This window comes from Variovorax paradoxus, assembly GCF_030815855.1.
Lineage (GTDB): Bacteria > Pseudomonadota > Gammaproteobacteria > Burkholderiales > Burkholderiaceae_C > Variovorax > Variovorax paradoxus_M.
In genome coordinates this window covers 117,979-142,129 of the sequence record NZ_JAUSXG010000001.1, presented here as the reverse complement: position 1 = coordinate 142,129, position 24,151 = coordinate 117,979, and the positions used below count along the sequence as shown (strand labels likewise).

24 protein-coding genes and 1 tRNA gene are annotated in these 24,151 nt (G+C 67.7%); 16 read left to right on the top strand and 9 right to left on the bottom strand.

All coding sequences use genetic code 11. From position 1 onward, the window contains the following. Nucleotides 1-7: 7 nt before the first annotated feature. Together QFZ42_RS00685 and ychF are read right to left on the bottom strand one after the other, a co-directional pair. Nucleotides 8-682: a glutathione S-transferase gene (locus QFZ42_RS00685; RefSeq protein ID WP_307699103.1), complete on the bottom strand. Its 675-nt coding sequence runs from the start codon at nt 680-682 to the stop codon at nt 8-10. Nucleotides 683-1,134: 452 nt separating this feature from the next. Continuing rightward, a complete protein-coding gene (ychF, locus tag QFZ42_RS00680) occupies nt 1,135-2,226 on the bottom strand; it encodes a redox-regulated ATPase YchF (protein ID WP_307699102.1) in 1,092 nt (363 codons plus the stop codon). Between the two features lie 197 nt (nt 2,227-2,423). Here ychF and QFZ42_RS00675 point away from each other — a divergent pair, with 197 nt between their 5' ends. The 6 genes from QFZ42_RS00675 to rbsD all read left to right on the top strand — a co-directional run bounded on the left by QFZ42_RS00675 (nt 2,424) and on the right by rbsD (nt 8,588). Beyond that, the gene (locus QFZ42_RS00675; protein WP_307699101.1) at nt 2,424-3,377 is read left to right on the top strand and encodes a sugar ABC transporter substrate-binding protein; all 954 of its coding nucleotides are present in this window, start codon (nt 2,424-2,426) and stop codon (nt 3,375-3,377) included. A gap of 118 nt (nt 3,378-3,495) precedes the next feature. Beyond that, nucleotides 3,496-5,127: a sugar ABC transporter ATP-binding protein gene (locus tag QFZ42_RS00670; protein ID WP_307699100.1), complete on the top strand. Its 1,632-nt coding sequence runs from the start codon at nt 3,496-3,498 to the stop codon at nt 5,125-5,127. After that, complete coding sequence (locus QFZ42_RS00665) at nt 5,124-6,107, top strand: ABC transporter permease (RefSeq protein ID WP_307699099.1); 984 nt, start codon at nt 5,124-5,126, stop codon at nt 6,105-6,107. Before QFZ42_RS00670 ends, QFZ42_RS00665 begins: the two co-directional genes overlap by 4 nt. 26 nt (nt 6,108-6,133) lie before the next feature. Further along, complete coding sequence (locus QFZ42_RS00660; protein WP_307699098.1) at nt 6,134-7,237, top strand: LacI family DNA-binding transcriptional regulator; 1,104 nt, start codon at nt 6,134-6,136, stop codon at nt 7,235-7,237. Beyond that, on the top strand, nt 7,234-8,199 hold the full coding sequence (rbsK, locus tag QFZ42_RS00655; protein ID WP_307699097.1) for a ribokinase: 966 nt from the start codon (nt 7,234-7,236) through the stop codon (nt 8,197-8,199). The genes QFZ42_RS00660 and rbsK overlap by 4 nt, the downstream gene beginning before the upstream one ends. Further along, a complete protein-coding gene (rbsD, locus tag QFZ42_RS00650; RefSeq protein WP_307699096.1) occupies nt 8,196-8,588 on the top strand; it encodes a D-ribose pyranase in 393 nt (130 codons plus the stop codon). The genes rbsK and rbsD overlap by 4 nt, the downstream gene beginning before the upstream one ends. A gap of 13 nt (nt 8,589-8,601) precedes the next feature. Here rbsD and QFZ42_RS00645 read toward each other — a convergent pair whose 3' ends face one another. Continuing rightward, a complete protein-coding gene (locus QFZ42_RS00645; protein WP_307699095.1) occupies nt 8,602-9,483 on the bottom strand; it encodes an MOSC domain-containing protein in 882 nt (293 codons plus the stop codon). 89 nt (nt 9,484-9,572) lie between these two features. Between QFZ42_RS00645 and QFZ42_RS00640 the strand changes: the two genes are divergently transcribed. From QFZ42_RS00640 to QFZ42_RS00625, 4 genes are all read left to right on the top strand, one after another. Continuing rightward, complete coding sequence (locus QFZ42_RS00640) at nt 9,573-10,721, top strand: FAD-dependent monooxygenase (RefSeq protein ID WP_307699094.1); 1,149 nt, start codon at nt 9,573-9,575, stop codon at nt 10,719-10,721. 20 nt (nt 10,722-10,741) lie between these two features. Further along, nucleotides 10,742-11,464 (top strand): DsbC family protein, encoded by a 723-nt coding sequence (locus QFZ42_RS00635; protein WP_307699093.1) that lies wholly within the window; start codon nt 10,742-10,744, stop codon nt 11,462-11,464. Next, nucleotides 11,464-13,314, top strand: a complete 1,851-nt coding sequence (locus QFZ42_RS00630) for a M61 family metallopeptidase (protein WP_307699092.1) — start codon at nt 11,464-11,466, stop codon at nt 13,312-13,314. The genes QFZ42_RS00635 and QFZ42_RS00630 overlap by 1 nt, the downstream gene beginning before the upstream one ends. 75 nt (nt 13,315-13,389) lie before the next feature. After that, nucleotides 13,390-14,169: an enoyl-CoA hydratase gene (locus QFZ42_RS00625; protein ID WP_307699091.1), complete on the top strand. Its 780-nt coding sequence runs from the start codon at nt 13,390-13,392 to the stop codon at nt 14,167-14,169. A gap of 27 nt (nt 14,170-14,196) precedes the next feature. On the opposite strand, the gene QFZ42_RS00620 is transcribed toward QFZ42_RS00625, so the two are convergent. After that, complete coding sequence (locus QFZ42_RS00620; protein WP_307699090.1) at nt 14,197-15,474, bottom strand: hypothetical protein; 1,278 nt, start codon at nt 15,472-15,474, stop codon at nt 14,197-14,199. Beyond that, entirely contained in the window at nt 15,471-16,139 is a 669-nt protein-coding gene (locus tag QFZ42_RS00615) for a sigma-70 family RNA polymerase sigma factor (RefSeq protein ID WP_307699089.1), read from the bottom strand. The genes QFZ42_RS00620 and QFZ42_RS00615 overlap by 4 nt, the downstream gene beginning before the upstream one ends. Nucleotides 16,140-16,288: 149 nt before the next feature. Here QFZ42_RS00615 and QFZ42_RS00610 point away from each other — a divergent pair. Beyond that, nucleotides 16,289-16,365: transfer RNA gene (locus tag QFZ42_RS00610), tRNA-Met, on the top strand. Between the two features lie 234 nt (nt 16,366-16,599). On the opposite strand, the gene QFZ42_RS00605 is transcribed toward QFZ42_RS00610, so the two are convergent. Beyond that, the gene (locus QFZ42_RS00605) at nt 16,600-17,307 is read right to left on the bottom strand and encodes a TetR/AcrR family transcriptional regulator (protein ID WP_307699088.1); all 708 of its coding nucleotides are present in this window, start codon (nt 17,305-17,307) and stop codon (nt 16,600-16,602) included. A 148-nt stretch (nt 17,308-17,455) separates the two neighbouring features. Between QFZ42_RS00605 and QFZ42_RS00600 the strand changes: the two genes are divergently transcribed. Beyond that, nucleotides 17,456-18,367, top strand: coding sequence for a c-type cytochrome (locus QFZ42_RS00600; RefSeq protein ID WP_307699087.1), 912 nt, complete (start codon nt 17,456-17,458; stop codon nt 18,365-18,367). A gap of 36 nt (nt 18,368-18,403) precedes the next feature. On the opposite strand, the gene alkB is transcribed toward QFZ42_RS00600, so the two are convergent. Further along, nucleotides 18,404-19,063: a DNA oxidative demethylase AlkB gene (gene alkB / locus QFZ42_RS00595; RefSeq protein ID WP_307699086.1), complete on the bottom strand. Its 660-nt coding sequence runs from the start codon at nt 19,061-19,063 to the stop codon at nt 18,404-18,406. After that, a complete protein-coding gene (locus tag QFZ42_RS00590) occupies nt 19,060-20,511 on the bottom strand; it encodes an aminotransferase-like domain-containing protein (RefSeq protein ID WP_307699085.1) in 1,452 nt (483 codons plus the stop codon). Before QFZ42_RS00590 ends, alkB begins: the two co-directional genes overlap by 4 nt. 98 nt (nt 20,512-20,609) lie before the next feature. Here QFZ42_RS00590 and QFZ42_RS00585 point away from each other — a divergent pair, with 98 nt between their 5' ends. The 4 genes from QFZ42_RS00585 to QFZ42_RS00570 all read left to right on the top strand — a co-directional run bounded on the left by QFZ42_RS00585 (nt 20,610) and on the right by QFZ42_RS00570 (nt 23,244). Further along, nucleotides 20,610-20,798, top strand: a complete 189-nt coding sequence (locus QFZ42_RS00585; protein ID WP_307699084.1) for a DUF2970 domain-containing protein — start codon at nt 20,610-20,612, stop codon at nt 20,796-20,798. Next, a complete protein-coding gene (locus QFZ42_RS00580; protein WP_307699083.1) occupies nt 20,798-21,514 on the top strand; it encodes a c-type cytochrome in 717 nt (238 codons plus the stop codon). Before QFZ42_RS00585 ends, QFZ42_RS00580 begins: the two co-directional genes overlap by 1 nt. A 16-nt stretch (nt 21,515-21,530) precedes the next feature. Further along, nucleotides 21,531-22,814, top strand: coding sequence for a cytochrome c (locus tag QFZ42_RS00575; RefSeq protein ID WP_307704136.1), 1,284 nt, complete (start codon nt 21,531-21,533; stop codon nt 22,812-22,814). A 181-nt stretch (nt 22,815-22,995) separates the two neighbouring features. After that, nucleotides 22,996-23,244 (top strand): hypothetical protein, encoded by a 249-nt coding sequence (locus tag QFZ42_RS00570; RefSeq protein WP_307699082.1) that lies wholly within the window; start codon nt 22,996-22,998, stop codon nt 23,242-23,244. A gap of 10 nt (nt 23,245-23,254) precedes the next feature. Here the strand turns inward: QFZ42_RS00570 and QFZ42_RS00565 are convergent, their stop codons facing one another. Beyond that, nucleotides 23,255-24,124: a UDP-2,3-diacylglucosamine diphosphatase gene (locus tag QFZ42_RS00565; protein ID WP_307699081.1), complete on the bottom strand. Its 870-nt coding sequence runs from the start codon at nt 24,122-24,124 to the stop codon at nt 23,255-23,257. Nucleotides 24,125-24,151 lie beyond the last annotated feature (27 nt).

The following is a 24,151-nucleotide window of genomic DNA, read 5'->3' as shown; positions in this document are numbered from 1 at the left end:
GACTCCTTCAGCTCAAAAGGCCGTAGGGGCCGCCGCGTTCGAGCGCGCGCCGGTAGGCTGGCCGCGCATGGATGCGCTCCAGGTAGGCCATGAGCCTGGGCCGCGTTGCGTCGAGGCCGCCGCGCGCCTGCGAGGCTTCGACCGGAAAGCTCATCTGGATGTCGGCGCCCGTGAATTCGCTGCCGGCAAACCACTCGCTCTTGCCGAGCTCGGCTTCCATGAAATTCAGGTGGCTCTCGATGTTGGGCATGACGATGGCCGCCTTGGCCTTGCCCGAAATCATCTTCGCAATCGGCTTCACGAAGAAAGGCATCTTGCTGCTCTCGATCTTGTCGAACACCAGCTTCATCAGCAGCGGCGACATGGCCGTGCCCTCGGCAAAATGCAGCCAGTAGCGGTAGCGCAGCGCCTCGGGCGTGCCCGCCGCGGGCGCCAGCCGGCCGTTGCCGTAGCGCTCGATCACCGTCTCGATGATCGCGCCCGATTCCGCCAGCGTGAGTCCGTCCCTCGTCGTCACCACCGGCGACTTGCCGAGCGGATGAATGGCCCGCAGCGAAGCGGGCGCCAACATGGTTTTCGGATCGCGCTGGTAGTGAACGATTTCGTAAGGCAGCGCGAGTTCTTCGAGCAGCCACAGCACGCGCTGCGAACGTGAGTTGTTGAGGTGGTGGACGGTGAGCATGTGAATTGAGCAGTTGCGAGTGGTTGCTGGAGTTTTCGATATCAGTTGTGCGCCACCCGTACGCCTTGGCATCGGCGGCAGTTGTCAACCACTGGTTGACAACTGAATCGGCGTCCAGTTCGCCTTCCGCAAAGATGGCCTTCAGGTGTTTGGCGACGTTTTGCTTGCTGGTCTGGAACAGCGCGGCCATGCCCGCCTGCGAGAGCCAGAGCGTCTCATCGGCGAAGCGGCACTCCACGCGAGTGCGGCCATCCTCCGTCTGGTAGAGCAGGAATTCACCGGCGGTCATGGCAGGCTCCGGGTGTTGTCCGGCTCGGCGCCCGCCCGTCCCGCACGCGATTCATGCCGATGTTCTTGACTCTCCGCATCCGACCTCCTCTTTGCAGCGGAGCATGCCAGAAGATGGCCGGAGCTACATCGCCTGCAAGCGCCGATTGGAAGCCGATGGAGTCTCAGGAGCTGAACAGGAAGTTCATCACGTCGCCGTCCTTGACGACGTATTCCTTGCCTTCCGAACGCATCTTGCCCGCGTCCTTGGCGCCCTGTTCGCCCTTGTAGGCGATGTAGTCGTCGAAAGCGATGGTCTGGGCGCGGATGTAGCCCTTTTCGAAGTCGCCGTGAATCACGCCGGCGGCTTGCGGGCCGGTGTCGCCGATGTGGATGGTCCAGGCGCGCACTTCCTTCACGCCGGCGGTGAAGTAGGTCTGCAGGCCCAGCAGCTTGTAGGCCGCGCGGATCAGGCGGTTCAGGCCGGGCTCGTCCTGGCCGATTTCGGCGAGGAACATCTTCTTGTCCTCGTCGTCCATCTCGGCAAGTTCGGCTTCGATCTTGGCGCAGATGGCGACCACGGGCGCGCCTTGCTTGGCCGCGTATTCGCGCAGGCGGTCGAGGTAGGGGTTGTTCTCGAAGCCGTCTTCGGCCACGTTGCCGACGAACATCGCGGGCTTGGCGGTGATGAGCGTGAACGACTTCACCAGCGGCTGCTCTTCCTTCGTGAACTCGAGCGCGCGCACCGGTGTGTTCTCGTTCAGCGCCGCCTGGCAGCGCTCGAGCAGGCCGACGAGCTTCTGCGCGTCCTTGTCGCCCGAACGGGCCACCTTGGTGTGGCGGTGCAGCGCCTTCTCGACCGTGGCCAGGTCGGCCAGGCAGAGTTCGGTCTGGATCACTTCGATATCGGAGATCGGGTCGACCTTGCCGGCCACGTGGATCACGTTTTCGTCGTCGAAGCAGCGCACCACGTTGACCGTGGCGTCGGTTTCGCGGATGTGCGCGAGGAACTTGTTGCCCAGGCCCTCGCCCGTGCTGGCGCCGGCCACGAGGCCAGCGATATCGACGAACTCGACGATGGCCGGCACCACGCGCTCGGGCTTGACGATCTCGCTGAGCTGGGCGAGCCGCGGATCGGGCACTTCCACCACGCCCACGTTGGGCTCGATGGTGCAGAACGGATAGTTTTCCGCTGCGATGCCGGCCTTGGTCAACGCATTGAAAAGGGTGGATTTACCGACGTTGGGCAGGCCGACGATGCCGCATTGCAAACTCATGGGGGGTCCTCTTGGGTAACCAAGGATTTTAGAGGACGTGCTTCTCCCCGCGCTTTTGCGGGCTCCGGAGCGCGTGAAAACGGCGACGCGTCAGGGTTACACCCGATTAGCAAACGTTTGCGCAAACGTTTTCGATGGGTAACATCGGCACCCCGGCACAGACCGGCGCATCGCTCAACCCCTCAGGAGACACACCCATGAAGTTCACCCGCCGTACGCTGCAAAGCGCAGCCGCACTGACGTTGCTGGGCGCCCTTGCCGCCTCGCCCGCCCTGGCACAAGAAAAGCCGAAGGTCGCGCTGGTCATGAAGTCGCTGGCCAACGAGTTCTTCCGCACCATGGAAGACGGCGCCAAGGCGCACCAGAAAGCGCATGCCTCGGAGTACACGCTGGTGGCCAATGGCATCAAGGACGAGACCGACACGGCCGCCCAGATCAAGATGGTCGAGCAGATGATGGCGCAGAAGATCAATGCGCTGGTCATTGCGCCGGCCGATTCGAAGGCGCTGGTGCCGGTGGTCAAGGCTGCCATCGACCGCGGCATCCTGGTGGTCAACATCGACAACCAGTTCGACGCCGCCGCGCTGAAGGAAAAGGGCATCCAGGTGCCTTTCGTCGGTCCCGACAACCGTGCCGGCGCGAAGCTGGTCGGCGACGAGCTCGCCAAGAGCCTGAAGGCCGGCGACAAGGTCGGCATCATCGAAGGCGTTTCGACCACCTTCAATGCGCAGCAGCGCACCCTCGGCTACCAGGACGCCATGAAGGCCGCCAATGTGACGGTGGTGGGCGTGCAGTCCGGCCAGTGGGAAATCGACAAGGGCAACACGGTGGCCGCCGGCATGATGCGCGAGCACCCCGACCTCAAGGCGCTGCTCGCGGGCAACGACAGCATGGCGCTCGGTGCCGTGGCCGCCGTCAAGGCCGCGGGCAAGACCGGCAAGGTGCTGGTGGTGGGCTACGACAACATCGGCGCCATCAAGCCGATGCTCAAGGACGGCCGCGTGCTTGCCACCGCCGACCAGTTCGCCGCCAAGCAGGCGGTGTTCGGCATCGAGACCGCGCTAAAGGCGCTGGCCGAGAAGAAGCCGCAGTCGAGCATGCCCGCCGAAGTGAAGACCGACGTGGTGCTGGTCACCAAGTCGTCCAAATAAATGTTGCTCGCCCCCAGTCTTCGCGCACTTCGTGTCGCTTCGCCAACCCCCTACCGGGGGCAACACCTGAGGCCCGGCGAAGCCGGTTCCTCGGTGTTTCTGGAATGAGGTGGTCAGCGTGACTGACGCACATCGCAGTACGCCCGTGCTCTCGCTGAGCGCGCTCGGCAAGGATTACGCGGCGACGGTGCTCGACGACGTCTCCCTGGTCCTGCACGCCGGCGAGGTGCTCGCGCTTACGGGCGAGAACGGTGCCGGCAAGAGCACGCTGTCGAAGATCGTCTGCGGCCTGGTGCAGCCGACGCGCGGTCGGATGCTGCTGGGCGGCGCGGCGTTCGAGCCCGCATCGCGCCGCGATGCCGAGCGCCTGGGCGTGCGCATGGTCATGCAGGAGCTGGGGCTGGTCAACACGCTGTCGGTGGCCGAGAACCTGCTGCTCGACCGGCTGCCCAACCAGACTGGCTGGATCCGTCGCGGCAAGCTGCACGAACTGGCTGCGCGTCAGCTCGCCAAGATCGGCATGCAGAACATCGACCCGGCCACGCCCGTGGCGCGGCTGGGCATCGGCCAGCAGCAGATGGTCGAGATTGCGCGCAACCTGCAGGACGACACGCGCGTGCTGGTGCTCGACGAGCCCACCGCCATGCTCACGCCGCGCGAAACCGCACACCTCTTCGAGCAGATCGACCTGCTGAAGGCGCGCGGCGTGGCCATCGTCTATGTGTCACACCGTCTCGAAGAGCTGCAGCGCATTGCCGACCGCGTGGCAGTGCTGCGCGATGGCCGGCTGGTGGACGTGCGCGCCATGGCCGGTGTGCGCGAATCCGAACTGGTGCAGCGCATGGTCGGCCGCGCGGTGCACGAGCACGAGGGCCGCGACCGCCGTGTGGCCGGTCCGGTGCTGCTGAGTGCGCGCGGCATCGGCCGGGCGCAGGCCGTGCGCGATGTCGACATCGATCTGCACGCGGGCGAAGTCATGGGGCTGGCCGGCCTGGTCGGCTCCGGGCGGACCGAACTCGTGCGGCTGCTGTTCGGCGCCGACCGTGCGGACCGCGGCGACATTCTTCTCTACGACGGCATCGCCGCCACGCAGCCGGTGCAGCACGCCCGCAAAGGCTGGCGCTCGCCGATGCAGGCCATCCGCGCCGGCATCGGCCTGGTGACCGAAGACCGCAAGTCGCAAGGGCTGCTGCTCACGCAACCGATTCGCGTCAACGCGACGCTGAGCGACCTGGGCGCCATCTCGCACGCCGGTTGGCTGCAGCGCGCGAAGGAGCGCAGCATTGCCAGGCGGCTCGTCGAGCTGCTGCGCATCCGCTCGCGCAGCATCGAGCAGCCGGTGGCCACGCTGAGCGGCGGCAACCAGCAGAAGGTGGTGTTCGCGCGCTGGCTGCACCGCGAATGCAAGGTGCTGCTGCTCGACGAGCCCACGCGCGGCGTGGACGTCGGTGCGCGCGCCGATCTGTATGCCGAACTCGACCGCATGACCGACGCCGGCAAGGCGCTCTTGATGGTGTCGAGCGACCTGCGCGAGCTGATGGCCATGTGCGACCGCATCGGCGTGATGAGCGCCGGCCGGCTGGTCGCGGTGTTCGAGCGCGGCCAGTGGAGCGAGCAATCGCTGCTCGCCGCCGCATTCAGCGACGCGGCGGGACGCGCCACCTCATCGGCGATCCCGACGCCCCTGGCGGCGGAACCCGCCACTTCCGATTCGAATACGGCCCAACCGGCCTCCGCCGACACACCATGAACGCAGCCGCTGCCACATCCGCCCCGCCCTCCGCTCTGAAGGGCCAACTGGGCACTTACCTCGGCCTGACGATCGTGCTCGTGGGCATGGTCGCGCTCTTCGGCACGCTGAGCGAATACTTCTTCACGCGCGAAACCTTCATTTCCATTGCCAACGAAATCCCCGCGCTGGCGGTCATGGCCGTCGGCATGACCTTCGTGCTGATCATCGCGGGCATCGATCTCTCGGTGGGCTCGGTGCTGGCCCTCAGCGCCGCGGTGACCGCCGCAGCCATCCTCGAGTGGAAGCTGTCGGTGCCGGTGGCCGCGGCCCTCGGCCTCGCGACCGGGCTGGTGTGCGGCACCGTGACGGGCGCCGTATCGGTCGCATGGCGGCTGCCGAGCTTCATCGTCTCGCTGGGCATGCTCGAAGCGGTGCGCGGCGGCGCCTACCTGGTGACCGATTCGCGCACGCAGTACGTGGGCGACGCCATTTCGGGCCTGGCCGCACCCTGGGTCGGCGGCATCTCCGCCGCCTTCGTGCTCGCGGTGGTGCTGGTGGTCGTCGGCCAGCTGGTGCTCACGCGCACGGTCTTCGGCCGGCATGTGGTGGGCATCGGCACCAACGAAGAAGCCATGCGGCTCGCGGGCATCGACCCGCGGCCGATCCGCATCATCGTGTTCGCCGCTACCGGTCTCCTGGCCGGGCTCGCGGGGCTGATGCAGTCGGCGCGGCTCGAAGCGGCCGACCCCAATGCGGGCGTCGGCATCGAACTGCAGGTGATCGCGGCCGTGGTCATCGGCGGCACCAGCCTCATGGGCGGGCGCGGCTCGGTGGTCAACACCTTTTTCGGCGTGCTGATCATCGCGGTGCTCGAGGCCGGCCTCGCACAGGTGGGTGCCAGCGAGCCGAGCAAACGCATCATCACCGGCGCGGTGATCGTGGTTGCGGTGATCATCGACACCTTGCGCCAGCGCCGGGCCGATCGCCGCCTGACCTAAAGCCGCAAAAAAAGGGAGAACACGCCATGGCCACCATCAAGGACGTCGCGCTGCGCGCCGGGGTTTCGGTAACCACCGTTTCGCACGTGGTCAACGACACGCGCCACGTGAGCGCCAAGGGCCGCGAGCGCGTCGAAGAAGCGATTCGCGAACTGGGCTACGTGCCCAACGCCATGGCGCGCAGCCTGAAGAGCAACACCACCTCGACGCTCGGCATGCTGATTCCGAACAGCTCGAACCCGTACTTTGCCGAGATCGTGCGCATCGTGGAAGACCGCTGCTTCGGCGCCGGCTACACGCTGGTGCTGTGCAACACCGACGACGAGCCCCGCCGCCAGAGCGTCTACCTGCAGGTGCTGGCCGAGCGCCGCATCGACGGGCTGATCGTGGTGTCGACCGGCGCCGGCGACGACGACTCGCTCGTCACCCAGCTGCACGGCCTGCGCATTCCCACGGTGCTGGTCGACCGCGAAATTGCCGACCCGGCCTGCGACCTGGTGGAGACCGCCCACATGCAGGGCGGCCTGCTCGCGGTGCGGCACCTGCTGTCGCTCGGCCACAAGCGCATTGCCTGCATCGGCGGGCCCACCGGCGTGATGCCGAGCGAGCAGCGCATCGAGGGCTGGCGCATCGCGCTGGCCGAAGCCGGCGCCACACCCGACATCGCGAACGCCGATGTGCTGCTGTGGCGCGGCGGCTTCACGAGCCAGGGCGGCTACGAGGCGATGCACGCCATTCTGCGCACCGAGCAGGCGCCCTCGGCCGTGTTCGTGTGCAACGACCTGATGGCGATCGGCGCCTTGCGCGCCGCGCATGAGAGCGGCGTGCACGTGCCCGACGACCTGTCGATCGTCGGCTTCGACGACATCGAGCTCTCGGCCTACACCAGTCCGCCGCTCACCACCGTGGCGCAGCCCAAGGAACGCATCGGCGCACTGGCGGTCGACATGCTGCTGGAGCGCGTGAGCGGCAAGCGGCGCGATGCACGCAAGGTGGTGCTGCAGCCCGAGTTGCGCGTGCGCGCTTCGACGGCGCGGCATGCCAGCTTCCGCGAGGCGGCCGCGCCCTCGTCGCCCGCGCTTTTGGCGGAAGCGCCCCCCACCGCCAACCGAAAGTCCCGCACCCCGTGAGTTCGCAGCCTTCTTCTTCCGGCGCCCCGCAGCCGCCGCGCATCGTGGTGCTCGGCAGCCTGAACATGGACATCGTGCTGCGCGTACCCCATGCGCCGTCCGCGGGTGAAACCTTGCTGGGGCACTCGATCGCGCACATTCCCGGTGGCAAGGGAGCGAACCAGGCCGTGAGCTGCGCACGCGAAGGCGGGCAGGTCGGAATGATCGGCTGTGTCGGCAACGATGCGCACGGCCAGGCGCTGCGCGAAGCGCTGTTGCGCGACGGCATCGACACCGCTGCGCTGCGCACCGATGCTGCCGAGCCCACCGGCACGGCGCTGATCCTGGTGGAAGACGGCGGCCAAAACCGCATCGTGATCGTCCCCGGCGCCAATGCGAAGGTCGAGATCGACGAGGCGGTGCTGCGGCAACAGCTGCAAGGCGCGGCCTTTCTGGTGGCGCAGTTCGAGACGCCGCTCGACCAGGTTTCTCGTGCCATCGCGGTGGCACATGACGCAGGCTGCAAGGTGCTGCTCAACCCTTCGCCTGTGCAGCCCATCGCCGAGCCGCTGTGGCCACGCATCGATACACTGGTCGTCAACGAGATCGAGGCGCAGGCTCTGTGCGGCCAGGCGGCCGACAGCCCGCAGGAAGCGGCGCTGGCGGGCCAGGCCCTGCGTGCCAGGGGCATCGCACGCGTGGTCGTCACGCTCGGCGCGCGCGGTGCCGTGGCCATCGATACCGAGGGGGCGCGCCACCATCCCGCACCGCAAGTACAGGCGGTCGACACCACCGCGGCGGGCGACACCTTTCTCGGTGCGCTGGCTGTTGCACTGGGCGAAGGCCAATCGTTCGACGACGCCGTGCGCCTGGGCATCCGCGCGGCCGCGCTGTGCATCCAGCAGCCCGGCGCCCAACCCTCCATTCCGCAGCGCGACGCCGTGCTGCGGAGCCCCTTGCCTCCCGACTGGATCGCCCTGTGAAACGTACCGCCCTGCTGAACGCCGAACTCTCCCAGGTCATCGCCTCGATGGGCCATGGCGACATGCTGGTGATCGGCGATGCGGGCTTGCCGATTCCGGACGGTCCAAAGCGCATCGATCTTGCGGTGACACGCGGCGTGCCGCTGCTCACCGATGTGCTTCAAGCTGTTCTTTCGGAGATGCAGGTCGAAAGCATCGTGGTCGCGGACGAAGCGCTGAACGGCGCCAAGGCCCTGCCCGCCTGGTACCCGCAATCGCTCGGCATTGCGCCGCAAACCGTGTCCCACGAAGAGTTCAAGCGCCGCAGCGCGAAGGCACGTGCCATCGTGCGCACGGGCGAATGCACGCCCTACGCCAACATCATGCTCATTGCCGGCGTGAGCTTCTGAGGCACGCCCTTTCTTATTCGAACCGGTAGTTCGCGCCCACGGCCTGCCCCACCTTGAGCATGTGCTCCACCCCCTGCAGCACGATGCAGTTCATGCCGAAGGTGATGCGGCCGTCGACACGTGCGTCAGCGCGGTAGGTGCGCAGCATGTCGCCGACTTCGGGGCTGCTGACGGCGGTGGCCGGATCGATATCCGGAATCGGGCAACGCGTGCAGGGCTTGACCGGCTGGAGCTCGGCCTCGCCTTCGCCCGTGGCGATGTGCAGCGCGTCGACACGGTCCTCGTCGTGCGACTCGATGCCCGCCAGCACGATGTTCGGCCGGAAGCGCTCGATGCCGACCGCATCGTGGCCTGCGGCGGCCAGCCGCTCGTTGAGCTCGGCCAGCGACCCTTCGCTGGCGACCAGCAGCGGATAGCCATCGGCGAACTGGTTCTCCGCCTCGATGCCGTCGGTCCATTGGAGGCTCGACAGGCGCTTGTGCTCGGGGTCGAAGCGCACCAGGCGCAGCGTTTGCGGCTTGCCCGGTTTGGAGAGAAAGTCGCTGAACCACTGCGCGGCGATGTCGCCCATGTCGTAGGCGGCCACCTCGTCTTTCCAGACGCGCACGCGCACCGGCTTCTCGACCCGGTCGAACGCGAGGTGCAGGGCCAGCATGCCCGGCGCGCGCAGCACCACTTCCATCTGCTTCATCTGCGGCTGGATCAGCGCCATGCGCGGCAGCTGCCGCTGCGTGACGAACTCGCCGTTGGCGTCGACCACCATCCATGCGCGGTCGAATTCGAGCCCGGTTTCGGTCAGCAGCACCTCGGGAAGCTCCACGCCCGCGCATGACTTGACGGGATAGACGAACAGGCGCGAGATGGTGGCTTGAAGGTCGAAAGCGGGCTGTGACACGTGGGGGTTCCTTGGAATTCGGCAGCGATTGTCCCGCATCGGCCATTCGGGGGCGAGCCTGGGGCCGGGCTTGTTCTTACAATGAGCCAATGGCCCTCCCCCCTGAAGTTTGCATACGCGGTGCCGGCATCGTCGGCCGCACGCTGGCCCTGCTGCTGGCGCGCGAGCGCGTGCGCGTTGCGCTGGTGGCTCCGTCCGCCGTGGCGGGCCAGGAAGACATCCGGGCCTATGCGCTCAACACCGCCTCGAAGACGCTGCTCGAATCGCTGCGCGCCTGGCCGGACGCGGCCCATGCCACGCCGGTGCGCGAAATGCTCGTGAACGGCGACGAGGGCGGCCGCGTGCAATTCAACGCCGTGCGCCAGAAGGTCGATGCGCTGGCCTGGATCGTCGACGTGCCCGCGCTGGAGCAGCGGCTGGCCGACGCGGTCCGCTTCCAGCCCCAGGTCGAGATCGTGGCCGAGCCCGTGCCCGCCCCGCTCACCGTGGTGTGCGAGGGCAAGGCCAGCACCACGCGCGATGCGCTGGGCGTGAGCTACGCGGTGACCCGCTATCCGCAGCATGCGATTGCGGCGCGGCTCGAGGCCGCCCAGTCGCATGACGGCGTTGCGCGCCAATGGTTCAACGACAAGGGCGAGGTACTGGCGCTGCTGCCGATGGGCGGCGCGCACGGCCGTTCGCTCGCGCTGGTGTGGTCGGTCGATCAGCTTCGCGCGCCCGCGCTGCTGGCGCAGAGCGCCGAAGAATTCAATGCCGCCGCGAGCGAGGCCAGCCACGGCGCGCTCGGGCCCCTGCAACTCACGAGCGAGCGCGCCGCCTGGCCGCTCGCGCGCGCCATTGCCGACCGCTGGACCGGCGCCATGCCCACCCCGGCGCAGGGCCCGTCCGCGCCTTCGTCGCAGTCCTGGGCGCTGGCCGGCGATGCCGCCCACACGGTGCATCCGCTCGCGGGCCAGGGCCTCAACCTCGGCTTGGCCGATGCCGCCATGCTGGCCGACGTGATCAAGCACCGCGACTACTGGCGCAGCGTGGGCGACGCGCGCCTGCTGCGCCGCTACGAGCGTGCTCGCCGCGCCGACGTGCTGCAGATGAGCCTGGCCACCGACGGCCTGCAGCAACTTTTCTCGCACAGTGCGGGGCCCCTGCCCGCGCTGCGCAACTGGGGCATGCGCGGCTTCGACCGCACGCGCCTCCTCAAGCATTGGATCGCCAACCAGGCGATGGGCTTGAAGGCATGAATCCATCGACCGGACTTCCAATGAAACTCGCACGCCACCTTCTTTTCGCCGCCTGCACGCTGGGTGCGGCCGTCACGGCCCTTGCCGGCGAAGCCGAGATCCGCAAGAACCTTCCGGCGCGCATTCCGCAGTTCCCGGCCATCGACGAAGTCACCAAGTCGCCGCTGTCGGGCCTTTATGAAGTGCGCGTGAACGGGTTCCAGATCTACTACACCGACGAGCAGGGCAACTACCTGCTGCAGGGCAACCTCATCGACGTGAATGCGCGCAAGAACCTGACCGAGGAGCGCATCGAGAAGCTCAGCCAGGTCTCGTTCGACAAGCTGCCCGTGAAAGACGCGATCAAGATCGTACGCGGCACCGGCAAGCGCAAGCTCGCGGTGTTCGAAGACCCGAACTGCGGCTACTGCAAGCGCTTCGAGAAAGACATGAAGACGATCGACAACGTCACCGTCTACCTGTTCCTCTACCCGGTGCTCGGCCCCGACTCGGCAACCAAGTCGCGCGACATCTGGTGCAGCAAGGACAAGGGCAAGGCCTGGGGCGACTGGATGGAAACCAGCGTCAAACCCGGCGCCGCGGCAAGCAGCTGCGACGTGACCGCCCTGCAGCGCAACGTGGAATTCGGCCGCAAGTACAACATCACGGGCACGCCCACGCTGATCTTCAGCGACGGCACCCGCGCGCCGGGCGCCATTCCGGCGGAGCAGGTCGAGAAGCAACTCACCGCTTCCACCAACTGATGGCCGCGCCAGCCGTTTCGCGGCGCGCCGTGGCGCAGCCGGCCGCAGCGGTGCGCTATCGCATCGAATGCGCGGACCTGCATGCGCACCTGTTCGCCGTCACCTTGACCATCGAAGCACCTGCCGCGCAGCAACGCGTTTCGCTGCCGGTGTGGATTCCGGGCAGCTACCTGGTGCGCGAGTTCGCCAAGAACCTGCAGGGCCTGCGCGCCACGCAAGGGCGCCGCAAGCCCGTGCTGACGCAGCTCGATAAGTGCAGCTGGCAAATCGACTGCGTGCCGGGCCAGCCGCTGGTGCTGCACTATCAGGTCTGCGCCTACGACAACTCGGTGCGCACCGCCTGGCTCGACGCCGAACGCGGCTTCTTCAACGGCACGAGCCTCTGCCTTCGGGTCGAAGGCCAGACCGATGCGCCGCATGCGCTGGACATCGTCGCACCCGCTTCTTCATCTGACGATATGCGGTGGTCGTGTGCCACCGCCCTGGTGCCTTCGAAGACCGACAAGCAGGGCTTCGGCAGTTACCTGGCCGCCGGCTACGACGAGCTGGCCGACAGCCCGGTCGAGATGGGCGCCTTCTGGAGCGCGGAGTTCGAAGCCTGCGGCGTGCCGCACCGCTTCGTCATCGCGGGCGCCGCGGCCTCGTTCGACGGCGAGCGCCTGATCGCCGACACGCAGGCCATCTGCGAAGCCGAAATCCGCTTCTGGCACGGCGACAAGGCAGGCAAGCGCGGCGGGCCGAAGCTGCCCATCGACCGCTACGTGTTCATGCTCAATGCGGTGGACGACGGCTACGGCGGGCTCGAGCACCGGCACTCCACCGCACTGATCTGCAACCGGCGCGACCTGCCGCAGCGCGGCGCCAAGAAGCAGCCAGAGGGCTACACCACGCTGATGGGCCTCATCAGCCACGAGTACTTCCACACCTGGAACGTCAAGCGCATGCGCCCGGCGGAATTCGCGCAGTACGACTACAGCCGCGAAAACTACACGCAACTGCTCTGGTTCTTCGAAGGCTTCACCAGCTACTACGACGACCTGCTGCTGCGCCGCGCCGGCCGCATCGACGACGCGGGCTACCTGCGCCTGCTCAACAAGACCATCAACCAGGTGCTGCAAACGCCGGGCCGCCTCGTGCAGCCGGTCGCCGATGCGAGCTTCGACGCCTGGGTCAAGTACTACCGGCAGGACGAACAAACGCCCAACAGCACCGTGAGCTACTACACCAAGGGCGCGCTGGTGGCACTGTGCTTCGACCTCACGCTGCGGCGCGAAGGCAAGGGCACGCTCGACGACGTGATGCGCCACCTGTGGGTGCAGAGCCGAGGCGGCCCGATCAGCGAGGCCGACATGGCCACCGCGCTCGAGGCCGTGGGCGGACGCTCCTATGCGGCGGAAATTGCGCAGTGGGTGCATTCCACCGACGAGTTGCCGCTCGCGGACTTGCTGCGCGCGCACGGTGTTGCGGCGCTCGAAGACCCTTCGCAGCCGGCGCAGGCGCTGGGACTGCGCGTGGCCGAAGCCAGCGGCAGCGTCCAGGTCAAGGTGGTGCTGCGCGGCGGCGCCGCCGAAAAGGCCGGCTTCTCGGCCAACGACGAGTGGATCGGCATCGAACTGCCCGCCGCCGGCAAGAAGGGACAGCAACGTTCCGCGCAGGCTTGGCGCATTGCCAAGCTCGACGACCTGGCGCTGTATCTCGGCGACGCCACCCGCTTCACCGCGCTGGTGGCGCGCGATCGCAAGCTGTTGCGGCTGCCGCTGGTACGACCGGAAGGTGCCACCACGTGGCGCCTGTTCCTGCACGACGCCGCGAAGGTGACGGCCTGGCTGGCACCGGGTGCGCGGCGCTGACTTGGTGCGGCACGCCTGCACCGGATGCTGGGTATAGTGAAGCGAAGCGCTTTTTTCCTTCCCCCCGGAGACACCATGAGCTACGAAAACATCGAAGTGCGGACCGAAGCAGGCAAGGTCGGCATCGTCACCCTCAACCGTCCCAAGGCGCTCAATGCGCTCAATGATGCGCTGATGACCGAGCTGGGCCAGGCCCTCAAGGCCTTCGATGCCGACGACGCCATCGGCTGCATCATCCTGACGGGCAGCGAGCGCGCCTTTGCGGCCGGAGCCGACATCGCCGCCATGGCCAAGTACAGCTTCATCGACACCTACAAGGGCGACTACATCACGCGCAACTGGGAAACGATCCGCTCGATTCGCAAGCCCGTGATCGCGGCGGTGAGCGGCTTTGCGCTGGGCGGCGGCTGCGAGCTCGCGATGATGTGCGACTTCATCATCGCGGCCGACAACGCCAGGTTCGGCCAACCCGAAATCAAGATCGGCGTGATTCCCGGCGCCGGCGGCACGCAGCGCCTGCCGCGTGCGGTGGGCAAGAGCAAGGCGATGGACATGGCGCTCACCGCCCGCATGATGGACGCGGCCGAGGCCGAGCGCGCGGGCCTGGTGAGCCGGGTGGTGCCGTATGAAAAGCTGGCCGACGAGGCGCTGGGCGCCGCGCTGGTCATCGCGGGCTACTCGCAGATCGCGGTGATGGCAGCCAAGGAATCGGTCAACCGCGCCTTCGAGAGCGGCCTCTCGGATGGCGTGATGTTCGAGCGCCGGCTGTTCCACGCGCTGTTCGCCACGGCCGATCAGAAGGAAGGCATGGACGCCTTCCTCAACAAGCGCCAGCCCGACTTCAAGAACGCCTGAACGCGCTTCGGCGCTCTCGCTTGTCTGCTATTGCCGCGTGAGCAGTGCCCGCAGCGCGGCGAGCGCCGATGCCGGCGGCGTGCCGACCGATGGACGGCCACCCGCTTGCGGCGTCCATCGCACCTGGTCGCCTGCGATCTCGAGCACGGCAATCTGGGCCGTGCCGCGGTAGAGCTCCAGGCGCGCCTCGACCGGTGCGGCCAGGTCGCTGCCGGCAACCGTGGCCGAACGCGCCACCGAATTCACCGATGCCGCCAATCCTTCGACGTCGCCGCGCACATGACGCACGGCTTGCCCGGCGTGCAGATAGTTGAAGGACGTCCAACCGTCCAGCGCCGAGAACGTCGACGTATCGCCCTGCGGGCTTGCGGCCCCGGCGGCGGCCGCCGCGCGCGGAGCGGGTGCCTGGCGCAAAGCGCCGGAAGGCTCGGCGTTGGCGTTGCGCTGTGCAGACAACGCAGGCGCACTGCCGTCCCGGGATTCGCGCTCCATCGACGGCGGAGCTGCCAACACCATGGGCGCGGCTGGTGAAGCGGACGCCATGGCGGGCGTGCCACCGACGGCCCGGGCGCGGTCTCTTTCCGACTCGGTTGAACGACGCTCCTCCGTGCGCGGGAACGCGCGGGACTCGGTTGCGGATTGCTCCGCAACGGACGCTGGTGCTGGTGCTGGTGCTGGTGCTGGTGCGGCGAGCACGGGCGCTGGTGGCACCTCCGATGTCTTCCTGTCTATTTCCTGCGTGGGCCCGGTTTGCTTGCCGGCGGGTGCCGGTGCAGGCTTGCGCAAAGCATCGCCCCTGCTCTTGGCCGACTGCTCATTCGCCGTACCGCGGGCAGGTTCGGCCGCTTGAGGGGCTGGCCGGACGGGCGCGGTGTCCTGTGCCGCAGGTGCTTGCGGAGTTGGGGCAACAGCCGCGGGACTGGGCGCCGGAGGTTGCACGGGCGCCGGCGCCGCGGTCCCACCAACCTGGGCCTCTCCGTCGAGCCGCGCATCGGGAATCGGTTCGCGGTACCAGAGCACGGTCACGAAGGTGGCCACGAGCACGGTTGCAAAGGCCGCATTCCACGGCATGCGGGAATGCGCTTCTCCTCCACCGAACCATCGGCGCCACCACGGCGCGGCAGCCACCGGCACCGTTGCGGGAACGGGCGCCAGGTTGTGCGCCATCTTCCTGATCGCGTCGCGGGTGCGCGGATCGGGCATGGCGTCGCGGTCCGGCGCATGGTCGAGCGCGCGGCGCAATGCGGCGCCGTGCAGCGCGTCGTCGCCGTCGAAACCCTTGCTGCTGTGGCCTCCGCCACTCATGCGCGCTGCTCCAGAACCGACAGGTAGCGTTCCATGCAACCGCGCAGTTTCTGCAGCCCGTAGCGCAGACGGCTGCGCACGGTTTCAAAACCGATCTCCAGGCTGGCGGCGAGCGCTTCCACGGTCAGCCCGTCCTCATGGTGCAGCAGGAACGCGGCGCGCTGCTCGGGCGGCAGTTCGTCGAGGCAGGCCAGCAGGCGGCGGCCGGCGGCGCGCCAGAACGCGAGTTCCTCGGCCGAAGGATGCGACGCGGCATCGACCGCGCCGCGCACGCCGCGGTCGAGCGTGGGCACGCCGTCGTTGCCGTCGTCCGGATGAGGCGGATCGAGCGCCACCTCGCGCCCGCTCACGCGCAGACGGTCCATGGCCAGGTTGTGCGCAATCGTGAAGGCCCAGGTGCGCCATGCGGCGCCTTGCGGCGAGAAGCTGTCGCGCGCGGAGATGATGCGCACCCACGTGTCCTGGAACACCTCGTCGGCCTGCGCCGCCAGCCGCGCGCCCAGCAGCCGCTTGACGAAGCGGAACAGCCCGCCCTCGTGGCGCGCGTAGAGCACGTCGAACGCCGCGCCGTCGCCGCGCGCATAAGCCAGCATCAACTGATCGTCGGGCATGGCGTCGCGCTCGGTGGCGGCTTTGACGGAAGGGGCGCGGGGCAGCGCGGACATCGGAGGATTCTCACCCGGACTTGTACGGGCGGCGGGCACCTTCGGGGTTGGGCATCGCAAAAAAGACATCGCATTCGGCGCGCCGGGCCTTGATTGACGGCCCGCAGCCTGCGCTATAATCTTGGGCTCGGTACAAAACTGTGCCGAACGGCTCTTTAGCTCAGTCGGTTAGAGCGATGGAATCATAATCCACAGGTCCGCGGTTCGAATCCGTGAAGAGCCACCAAGTTCATTAAAAGCCTTGCAAGTCAACGACTTGCAAGGCTTTTTTGTTTCTGCGGCGCACCGTTTTCGCGCCTCTTCCCAGCTGTTTTTCCACCCGCCAGGCCAAGTGCCCGTTCAGCAGGCAATGTGGTGCGAACCCGCGCCAGTGCTTGCTTCGCAGGCCTGGGTCCTCAGACAACCCACAGAGTTGTGCACAGAAAAAAGGAACAAGTCATCGAGTTGACTTGGCCGGACTTCAGGGCTTGCGTCGGCCGCGCGCCGGTTCGATCGGCCCGCCCGCCAGGGGGGGAAACGGCGGCAACGGACGGCCCGCCACTTCTTTCGCAGCGGCTGGCTCCATACCGAATGCGCGCAACAGGCAAGTCGCCACGTCTCGCCCGTGGTTGGCCGGCGAGCCTCCCATGGCCACGCTGCGCATGGCCTGTGACACGCTGCCGCTCAACACGTCCATGGCGGCCGCTTCGCTGGGCACGCGAAAGCTCTTTTGCTTGATGGCCAGGCGCAAGTCGGCCAGCGCGTAGTGCTGGATTTCGAGCACCAGTTGCGGCGCCGCCGCTGAAATTTCGAGCATCAGCAGCGCCCATGCGGGGCTTTCCTGAGCGAGCCAGATGTAGCGCCGAATGCCGATGGCCATGCGCTGGGCACCCTCGGCCACGCCGTTCTGGCTGTCGGAGATGCGCTGGCACAGCGTGTCCGCCAGCCACAGCGCCACGGCGCCCGCCACTTCTTCCTTGGTCTTGAAGTGGTTGTAGACGGTGCCGGTCGTCATGCCGGCCACGGCTGCTATTTCCTGCATGGTGGCGGCCGCGTAGCCGCGCGCGCTGAAGACCTTGATGGCCGCCTGCACCAGTTGCAGCCGCGTGCGTTCGCGCTTCAAAAGGCCAGGCCGGGGCACCGCAAGACTATCGGCCAGGGCTGCCGGAAGTTGTATTGACGACGCCATGAAATCAATTGCACCATTCATTTTTGAACGCAGAATCCATTTTTAATCATCACATTCAATCACAAGAGTCTGCCATGCGACCCGATCCCCATCCTCCCCTCCCGATCTTTCAAATGCAAAGCGTTGCACATGCGCCTCGGGGGCTTGCATGAGCGCCGCCGGAAAGTGGGCGAAGCGCGCCGGGGTGCTGGCCGCCGTGCTGGTCGGCATTGCCGCCGCGGCGCTGTGGGTCGGCAACGAGCTCGCGGCGCGCAAGATGCAGCGCACGGTCGACATCGCGGTACAGGGCGTTGCGTTCCGTAGCGCGGGTGACGGCGCGGCGCTCGAGCGGGGGCGCTATCTGTTTGCATCCCGCGGCTGCGTCGATTGCCACGGCGCACAGGCCAACGGCCGGGTGTTCCTGGACGACGGCAAGGGCATGCGCATTGCCGGGCCGAACATCAGCCCCGGCCCAGGCAGCGTGGTGGCTGGCTACACGCCCGTGGACTGGGTGCGGGCCATTCGCCATGGTGTGTCGCGCAGCGGCCGGCCGCTCATGGTGATGCCGAGTGAAGACTACAACCGGCTGACCGACGACGATCTTGCATCGTTGGTGGCCTACCTGCGCTTCAAGGAGCCGGCCAGCGGCGCGGGTGCGGTGGTCGAGCTGCCGCCGCCGGTGCGCGCCTTCTATGGCTTCGGCCTGATGCAGGATGCCGCCGCGAAGATCGATCATGCAAAGCCGCCCGAACAGCCGGTGCCCGAAAGCGTGACCGTGAAGCACGGCGCCTACGTGGTGAACATGTGCCTGGGGTGCCACGGTGCCAAGCTCGCGGGCGGCAAGATCCCGGGCGGCCCGCCCGAATGGCCGGCGGCTTCGAACCTGACGCCGGGCGAGGGAAGCGCGATGGTCCGCTATCCGGATGCGGAGGCGCTGCTCGCGCTGTTCAGGACGGGCAAGCGGCCGGACGGAACGGCGGTGAAGGTCATGCCCTTCGAGTCGCTGCGCGAGATGAACGACACCGACGTGCGCGCGCTGCACCTGTACCTGAAGAGCCTTCCGTCAGGCTCGCAGAGCTAGCGTCGCGCACGGCCATCGCGCCTGCCTCGCTCCACCTCAACCCGCCTTCCGGAAAGTCAGGTTGATGCGCCCGCTGCCCAGCAGCGCATGCGGCCGGTCTTCGAGCGGCAGCACGCCGTGGTAGCGCAGCCGGTCCGGGCCACCCCACACCACGACGTCGCCGTGCACAAGCGGAATGCGGGCGGCCTTGTCGCCGCGCGCGAGCCCGCCGAAAAGAAAGGTGGCCGGCATGCCGAGCGACACCGAAACGATGGGCGCGCTGTAGTCGCGCTCGTCCTTGTCCTGGTGCAGCGACAGCCGCGTGCCGGGTTCGTAGCGATTCACCAGGCAGGCGTCGGGCCGGAAGCCCTCGAATCCCGCCTCGGCGGCCGACGCTTGCGCCAGCCGCTCGAACACGAGGGGCATCGGTGGCCAAGGCTGGCCCGTCTCGGGGTCGAGCGCGCCATAGCGATAGCCGCGCCGGTCCGAGATCCAGCCGAGTCGGCCGCAGTTGGTCATGGCGACCGACATCGTGAGGCCGCCGGGTGTCACGAGGTGCCGGAAGGCGGCGCGCTGTTCGACCTCGCGCAGTGCGGGCAGCAGCTCGTCGACGAAAGGCAGCGCGAACCCGCGCAAGACGAACGCGCCGGGGCCGATCGCCTCCTTGCCGCGCGGCAATCCGGCATCGGGGGCATCAGGAAAAAGATCGAGCGTCACGAAGCGATTTTCTCGCGCGGCGGGTTCTCTGCGGCCGCCGCTGCCACCAATTGCCCCAGGGTCTGCATCGCTTTTTCGCTCTGCGCATTCCAGGCATGCCCGTAGTTCAGCCGCAGGCAGTGGGCAAAGCCGCGCGTGGCCGAAAAGATCGGCCCCGGCGCGACACTGATGCCGAGCTCCAGCGCCTGGCGATGGATGTCGAGCGCATTCACATGCGACGGCAGCTCGACCCACAGGAAGTACCCGCCGAGCGGCCGCGTGGCGCGCGTGCCCGCCGGAAAGTAGTGGCCTACCGCTTGCGCGAAACTCGCCTGCTGAACGGCCAGGGTCTGGCGCAGCTTGCGCAGATGCTTGTCGAGGCCGCCCTTCTCGAGGTAGCCCGCCAGCGCGAGTTGCGCGGGCACCGAGGTGCTGAGCGTGGTCGTCAGCTTGAGCCGCGCCACGGCGCGCGCGAAGCGCCCGGCCGATGCCCATCCGATGCGGTAGCCCGGCGCCAGGCACTTCGAGAACGACGAGCAATGCAGCACGAGCCCCTGCGTATCGAAGGCCTTGGCCGGCGGCGGGCGCCGGTCGCTGAAGTAGAGCTCGGCGTACACGTCGTCTTCGATCAGCGGGAGCGCATGCCGCGCCAGCAGTTCCACCAGGGCCTTCTTCTTCGCATCGGGCATCAGGCTGCCGAGTGGATTCTGGAAGGTGGTCATCAGCCAGCAGGCCTTGGGCTGGTGGGCTGCGATGGCGAGTTCGAGCGCACCGAGGTCGATGCCTTCGCCGGGATGCGTCGGCACTTCGATCGCGCGCAGGCCCATGCGTTCGAGCGCCTGCAGGGCCGCATAGAAAGTGGGCGATTCGACGATCACCGAATCGCCAGGCCGCGTGACCGCTGCAAGACACAGGTTGAGCGCCTCCAGCGCGCCGTTGGTGACGACGATCTCGTCGACCGCCGCCTGCATGCCGTCGCCCAGGTAGCGCAGCGCGATCTGCCGGCGCAGTGCCGCGCTGCCGGGCGTGAGGTCGTCCACGGTGCTCCACGGATCGAGCGACTTGGCGCTCGCGGCCATGAACTGGCCCAGCCGCGCGAGCGGAAACAGCAGCGGGCTCGGAAACGCCGAGCCGAAGGGCACCACCTTGCGCGACATGCTGGCTTCGAGAATGTCGAACACGTGGTCGCTCACGTCCAGCGACTTCGGCCCGCCCGCCGGGCGCGACGTGAGGTTGGCCTCGGGCGGCGCATCGCGCACGCCGCCGCCCGTGACGTAGTAGCCCGATCGGTCCCGGGCGCGCACCAGCCCGCGCGCTTCCAGCAGGTAGTACGCCTGGAACACGGTGGAAGCGCTCACGCCCCGGCTCTCGCCGGTCTGCCGCACCGAAGGCAGACGGTCGCCGGTCTTCAGCGTGCCGTGACGGATCGACGCCTCGATGTCGGCGGCAAGGGCTTCGTAGCGCTTCATTTCGGGGCAGTCTTCATTCGATGAGACTTTATCTGCTCCGGTGATTTGAGCCGGATCTGCATCTGTTTTTTTTGGCGCGGTTGCGGCACAGTCGGTGCATGTCGAATTTCATGCGCGCGGTACGCGCGGTTCTCTGGAGTTTCATCGGCCTGGGCGGCCGCCGCGCGGAGGCCGACCGGCGCGCCGCACAGCTCGGATTGCTGCCGCTGATCGGCGTCGCGCTGGCGATGGTGCTGCTGCTCATCGGCGCGCTGCTGGTGCTGGCGCACTTCGCGGCGGGCACCTGATGAAGAGCGCCCACTGGCTCGCGGGAATCGCGTTGCTGCTGCTCGGCCACGGCCTCAACGCGGCGGCGGCGGCGACACCCGCCGCATCCCCTCCCAATGGCATCGAGCAGCGCGTGGCCGCCTGCATCGCCTGCCACGGGCGCGAAGGCGCCACCACCAATGTCGGCTACTTTCCGCGGCTGTCCGGCAAGCCCGCGGGTTATCTGTTCAACCAGCTGCGGAGCTTTCGCGACGGCCGGCGCTTCAATGCCGACATGAATTACATGGTGCAGCACCTCTCCGATGCGTACCTGATGGAAATGGCCGAATACTTCGCGGGCCTGGACCTGCCCTACCCGCCCGTCTCGGCCGCGAGCGACGCACTGCCCGCGCAGCTCGCGCGTGGCCGGCAGCTGGCGCTCGAAGGCGATGCGGCGCGGCGCATTCCGGCCTGCGTTCAATGCCACGGCGCGGCGCTCACCGGCGTGCAGCCTGCCATTCCGGGGCTGCTCGGCCTGCCCCGCCTCTATGTGTCGTCGCAGCTCGGCGCCTGGCTCACCAACGAACGGCATGCGCTCGCTCCCGACTGCATGGCCGACATCGGCCGCCGCATGACCACCGCCGACATCAACGCGGTGGCCAGCTGGCTCGCGGTGCAGCCGATGCCGGCCGATCCGAAGCCCGCCGCGTCCTTGCCCGCCCCGCTGCCGACGGCCTGCGGCGGCATGCCGAAGTGAGGCGCCCATGAAGAAGATGCGCTATCTCGGCTGGACGCTGCTGGCGTTGGTGCTGCTGGCGGGCGCCGCGGCCGGCGGGATCGTGGCGCTGAACCTGCGCGGCGAAGACCCGCTGCCGCAGCAGGCCGAGCCCTTCAATGCCACGCCCCAGCAGGTCGAACGCGGACGCTACCTCGCGCTGGCCGGCAACTGCGCGGGCTGCCACACCACGCGAGGCGGCCAGCCGTATGCGGGCGGCCTGCCGATCGAGACGCCGTTCGGCACCGTGTATTCGAGCAATCTCACGCCCGACGACAAATCCGGCATCGGCAACTGGAGCAGCGCGCACTTCTGGCGCGCCATGCACAACGGCCGCAGCAAGGATGGCCGGCTGCTGTATCCCGCATTCCCATATCCGAACTTCACGCAGGTGACGCGCGAAGACTCGGACGCCATCTACGCCTATCTGCGCAGCGTGCCGCCCGCGCCGGTGCCGAACCTGGCCCACCGGCTGCGCTTTCCCTACGACACCCAGGCTGCGCTGGCGGTGTGGCGGGCCCTCTCTTTCAAGCCCGAGGCTTTCGTGGCCAATTCGGCCAAGCCGGCCGAATGGAACCGCGGCGCCTACCTGGTCGGCGGGCTCGGCCATTGCATCGCCTGCCACGGCAGCCGCGATTCGCTCGGCGCAACGCAGGCGAAGCTGGGCCTTTCGGGCGGACTGATCGCGGCGGAGAACTGGTATGCGCCCTCGCTCACGGACCCGCACGAGGCCGGCGTGGCCGATTGGCCCCAGGCCGACATCGTCGCGCTGCTCAAGAGCGGCGTCGCGCCACGTGGCTCGGTCATGGGACCGATGGCCGACGTGGTGTTCCGCAGCACGCAATACCTGAGCGAGGCCGACCTGGCGGCCATGGCGAGCTATTTGAAAGATCTGCCCGGCGTGCCGGAGCAACCCGCGGCGCCAGCGCGCACCGCCACGGCCGCCACGCGCAGAGACGCCGACACCATGGCGCGCGGCGCGAGGATCTACGACCAGCGCTGCGCCTATTGCCATGGCGACCAGGGCCAGGGAGCGCCGGGCGCGTTTCCGCCGCTGGCAGGCAACCGTGCCGTGAACATGGCTCAGACAACGAACCTCATCCAGGTGATTGCGCACGGCGGGTACCTGCCCGCCACCGAAAGCAATCCGCGGCCTTACGGCATGCCGCCGTTCGGCCAGGTGCTCGACGCGGCCGACGTGGCGGCGGTGCTCACGTTCATTCGAGGGTCATGGGGCAACGACAGCCCGCCGGTGACACAACTCGACACGATGCGGCGCTGAGCGAGCCGCACAAGCCTCTTGGCACCGTCGGCACCGTCGCCGGCCAGCGAAATCGCGACTTTTGAAATCTTTTGTTTTCATTCGGGATTGTCCGAAGCATCGGCCCTGCCTCTTCTGTTCCAATTTGTTTCGGGAGTTGTTCTTAGGCGCCACAGAACGCGCCGCCCGAAGGAGAGCAACCTTGAGCCTTGTCGCTACGAATTTCTCGCACGCCACCGTCGAACGGCTGTGCGACTACGAATTGCCGGATCCGCTGGCGCATGCCACGGCGCCGGCAGCCCTGTTTTCCGACCCCACTGGCGCGGAGAACTTCGCGCTTGCCTGGTGGCTGTGGATGGATGAAATGGGCAAGAACATGCTGAAGCACTACGACACTTGGCGGGAACAGCACCTCGGCCTAGCGGCCAAGCGTCCGCCGGGCAGCCGCTGAGGCCGGGCCTTCAGGCCGCCGCAGGCTCGCGCTGTGCGCCGGCCTTCGCAGACACCGGCAGGTGCTGCGCCCAATCGACGATTTCCAGCGTGCCGTCGGCATGCTCGGCCAAGGCCGTGAGGCTTTCGACCCAATCGCCGTCGTTGCAATAGAGGATGCCGTCGATATCGCGCATCTCGGCGTGGTGGATGTGGCCGCAGACCACGCCTTGCACGCCGCGCTTGCGCGCCTCGCGTGCCACGGCGTTCTCGAAATCGCCCACGTAGCTCACGGCACGCTTGACCTTGCCCTTGAGGTACTTGGAAAGCGACCAGTACGGCAGGCCCATGCGCGCGCGCAGCGAGTTGAGGTGCCGGTTGAGCTTGAGCGTGAATTCGTAGAGCGAATCGCCCACGTGCGCGAGCCACTTGGCGCACTGGATCACGCCGTCGAACAGGTCGCCGTGAATGATCCAGAGCTTGCGGCCGTCGGCGGTCTCGTGGATCCACTCTTCCGCCACGTCGATGCCGCCGAAGTTGTGGTGCAGGTACTTGCGCGCGAACTCGTCGTGGTTGCCCGGGATGAAGATCACGCGGGTGCCCTTGCGCGCCTTTCGCAACAGCTTCTGGATCACGTCGTTGTGCGCCTGCGGCCAGTACCAGTGGCGCTTGAGTTGCCAGCCGTCGATGATGTCGCCGACCAGGAACAGGGTTTCGCACTCGGTGTGCTTCAAGAAGTCGAGCAGCGCGCGGGCCTGGCAGCCGGGCGTTCCCAGGTGCAGGTCGGAGATCCAGAGGGTGCGATAGCGCAGCGGCGGGCGCGCAAGATCGTCGTCCTCCGGCTCGGGGGCCCGGGTCGCAGTGTCGCGCCATGCGCGGAGGAAAGCATCGTCGCGTTGCATGGACGGGTAGGCTCCCACCGCGGCATG

Bases quoted from the DNA above. Each gene is read 5' to 3' on its own strand.
- QFZ42_RS00685 (WP_307699103.1), bottom strand. From the start codon at position 682: ATGCTCACCGTCCACCACCTCAACAACTCACGTTCGCAGCGCGTGCTG.
- ychF (WP_307699102.1), bottom strand. From the start codon at position 2,226: ATGAGTTTGCAATGCGGCATCGTCGGCCTGCCCAACGTCGGTAAATCC.
- QFZ42_RS00675 (WP_307699101.1), top strand. From the start codon at position 2,424: ATGAAGTTCACCCGCCGTACGCTGCAAAGCGCAGCCGCACTGACGTTG.
- QFZ42_RS00665 (WP_307699099.1), top strand. From the start codon at position 5,124: ATGAACGCAGCCGCTGCCACATCCGCCCCGCCCTCCGCTCTGAAGGGC.
- QFZ42_RS00660 (WP_307699098.1), top strand. From the start codon at position 6,134: ATGGCCACCATCAAGGACGTCGCGCTGCGCGCCGGGGTTTCGGTAACC.
- QFZ42_RS00640 (WP_307699094.1), top strand. From the start codon at position 9,573: ATGGCCCTCCCCCCTGAAGTTTGCATACGCGGTGCCGGCATCGTCGGC.
- QFZ42_RS00635 (WP_307699093.1), top strand. From the start codon at position 10,742: ATGAAACTCGCACGCCACCTTCTTTTCGCCGCCTGCACGCTGGGTGCG.
- QFZ42_RS00630 (WP_307699092.1), top strand. From the start codon at position 11,464: ATGGCCGCGCCAGCCGTTTCGCGGCGCGCCGTGGCGCAGCCGGCCGCA.
- QFZ42_RS00625 (WP_307699091.1), top strand. From the start codon at position 13,390: ATGAGCTACGAAAACATCGAAGTGCGGACCGAAGCAGGCAAGGTCGGC.
- QFZ42_RS00620 (WP_307699090.1), bottom strand. From the start codon at position 15,474: ATGAGTGGCGGAGGCCACAGCAGCAAGGGTTTCGACGGCGACGACGCG.
- QFZ42_RS00615 (WP_307699089.1), bottom strand. From the start codon at position 16,139: ATGTCCGCGCTGCCCCGCGCCCCTTCCGTCAAAGCCGCCACCGAGCGC.
- QFZ42_RS00605 (WP_307699088.1), bottom strand. From the start codon at position 17,307: ATGGCGTCGTCAATACAACTTCCGGCAGCCCTGGCCGATAGTCTTGCG.
- QFZ42_RS00600 (WP_307699087.1), top strand. From the start codon at position 17,456: ATGAGCGCCGCCGGAAAGTGGGCGAAGCGCGCCGGGGTGCTGGCCGCC.
- QFZ42_RS00590 (WP_307699085.1), bottom strand. From the start codon at position 20,511: ATGAAGCGCTACGAAGCCCTTGCCGCCGACATCGAGGCGTCGATCCGT.
- QFZ42_RS00585 (WP_307699084.1), top strand. From the start codon at position 20,610: ATGTCGAATTTCATGCGCGCGGTACGCGCGGTTCTCTGGAGTTTCATC.
- QFZ42_RS00580 (WP_307699083.1), top strand. From the start codon at position 20,798: ATGAAGAGCGCCCACTGGCTCGCGGGAATCGCGTTGCTGCTGCTCGGC.
- QFZ42_RS00575 (WP_307704136.1), top strand. From the start codon at position 21,531: ATGCGCTATCTCGGCTGGACGCTGCTGGCGTTGGTGCTGCTGGCGGGC.
- QFZ42_RS00565 (WP_307699081.1), bottom strand. From the start codon at position 24,124: ATGCAACGCGACGATGCTTTCCTCCGCGCATGGCGCGACACTGCGACC.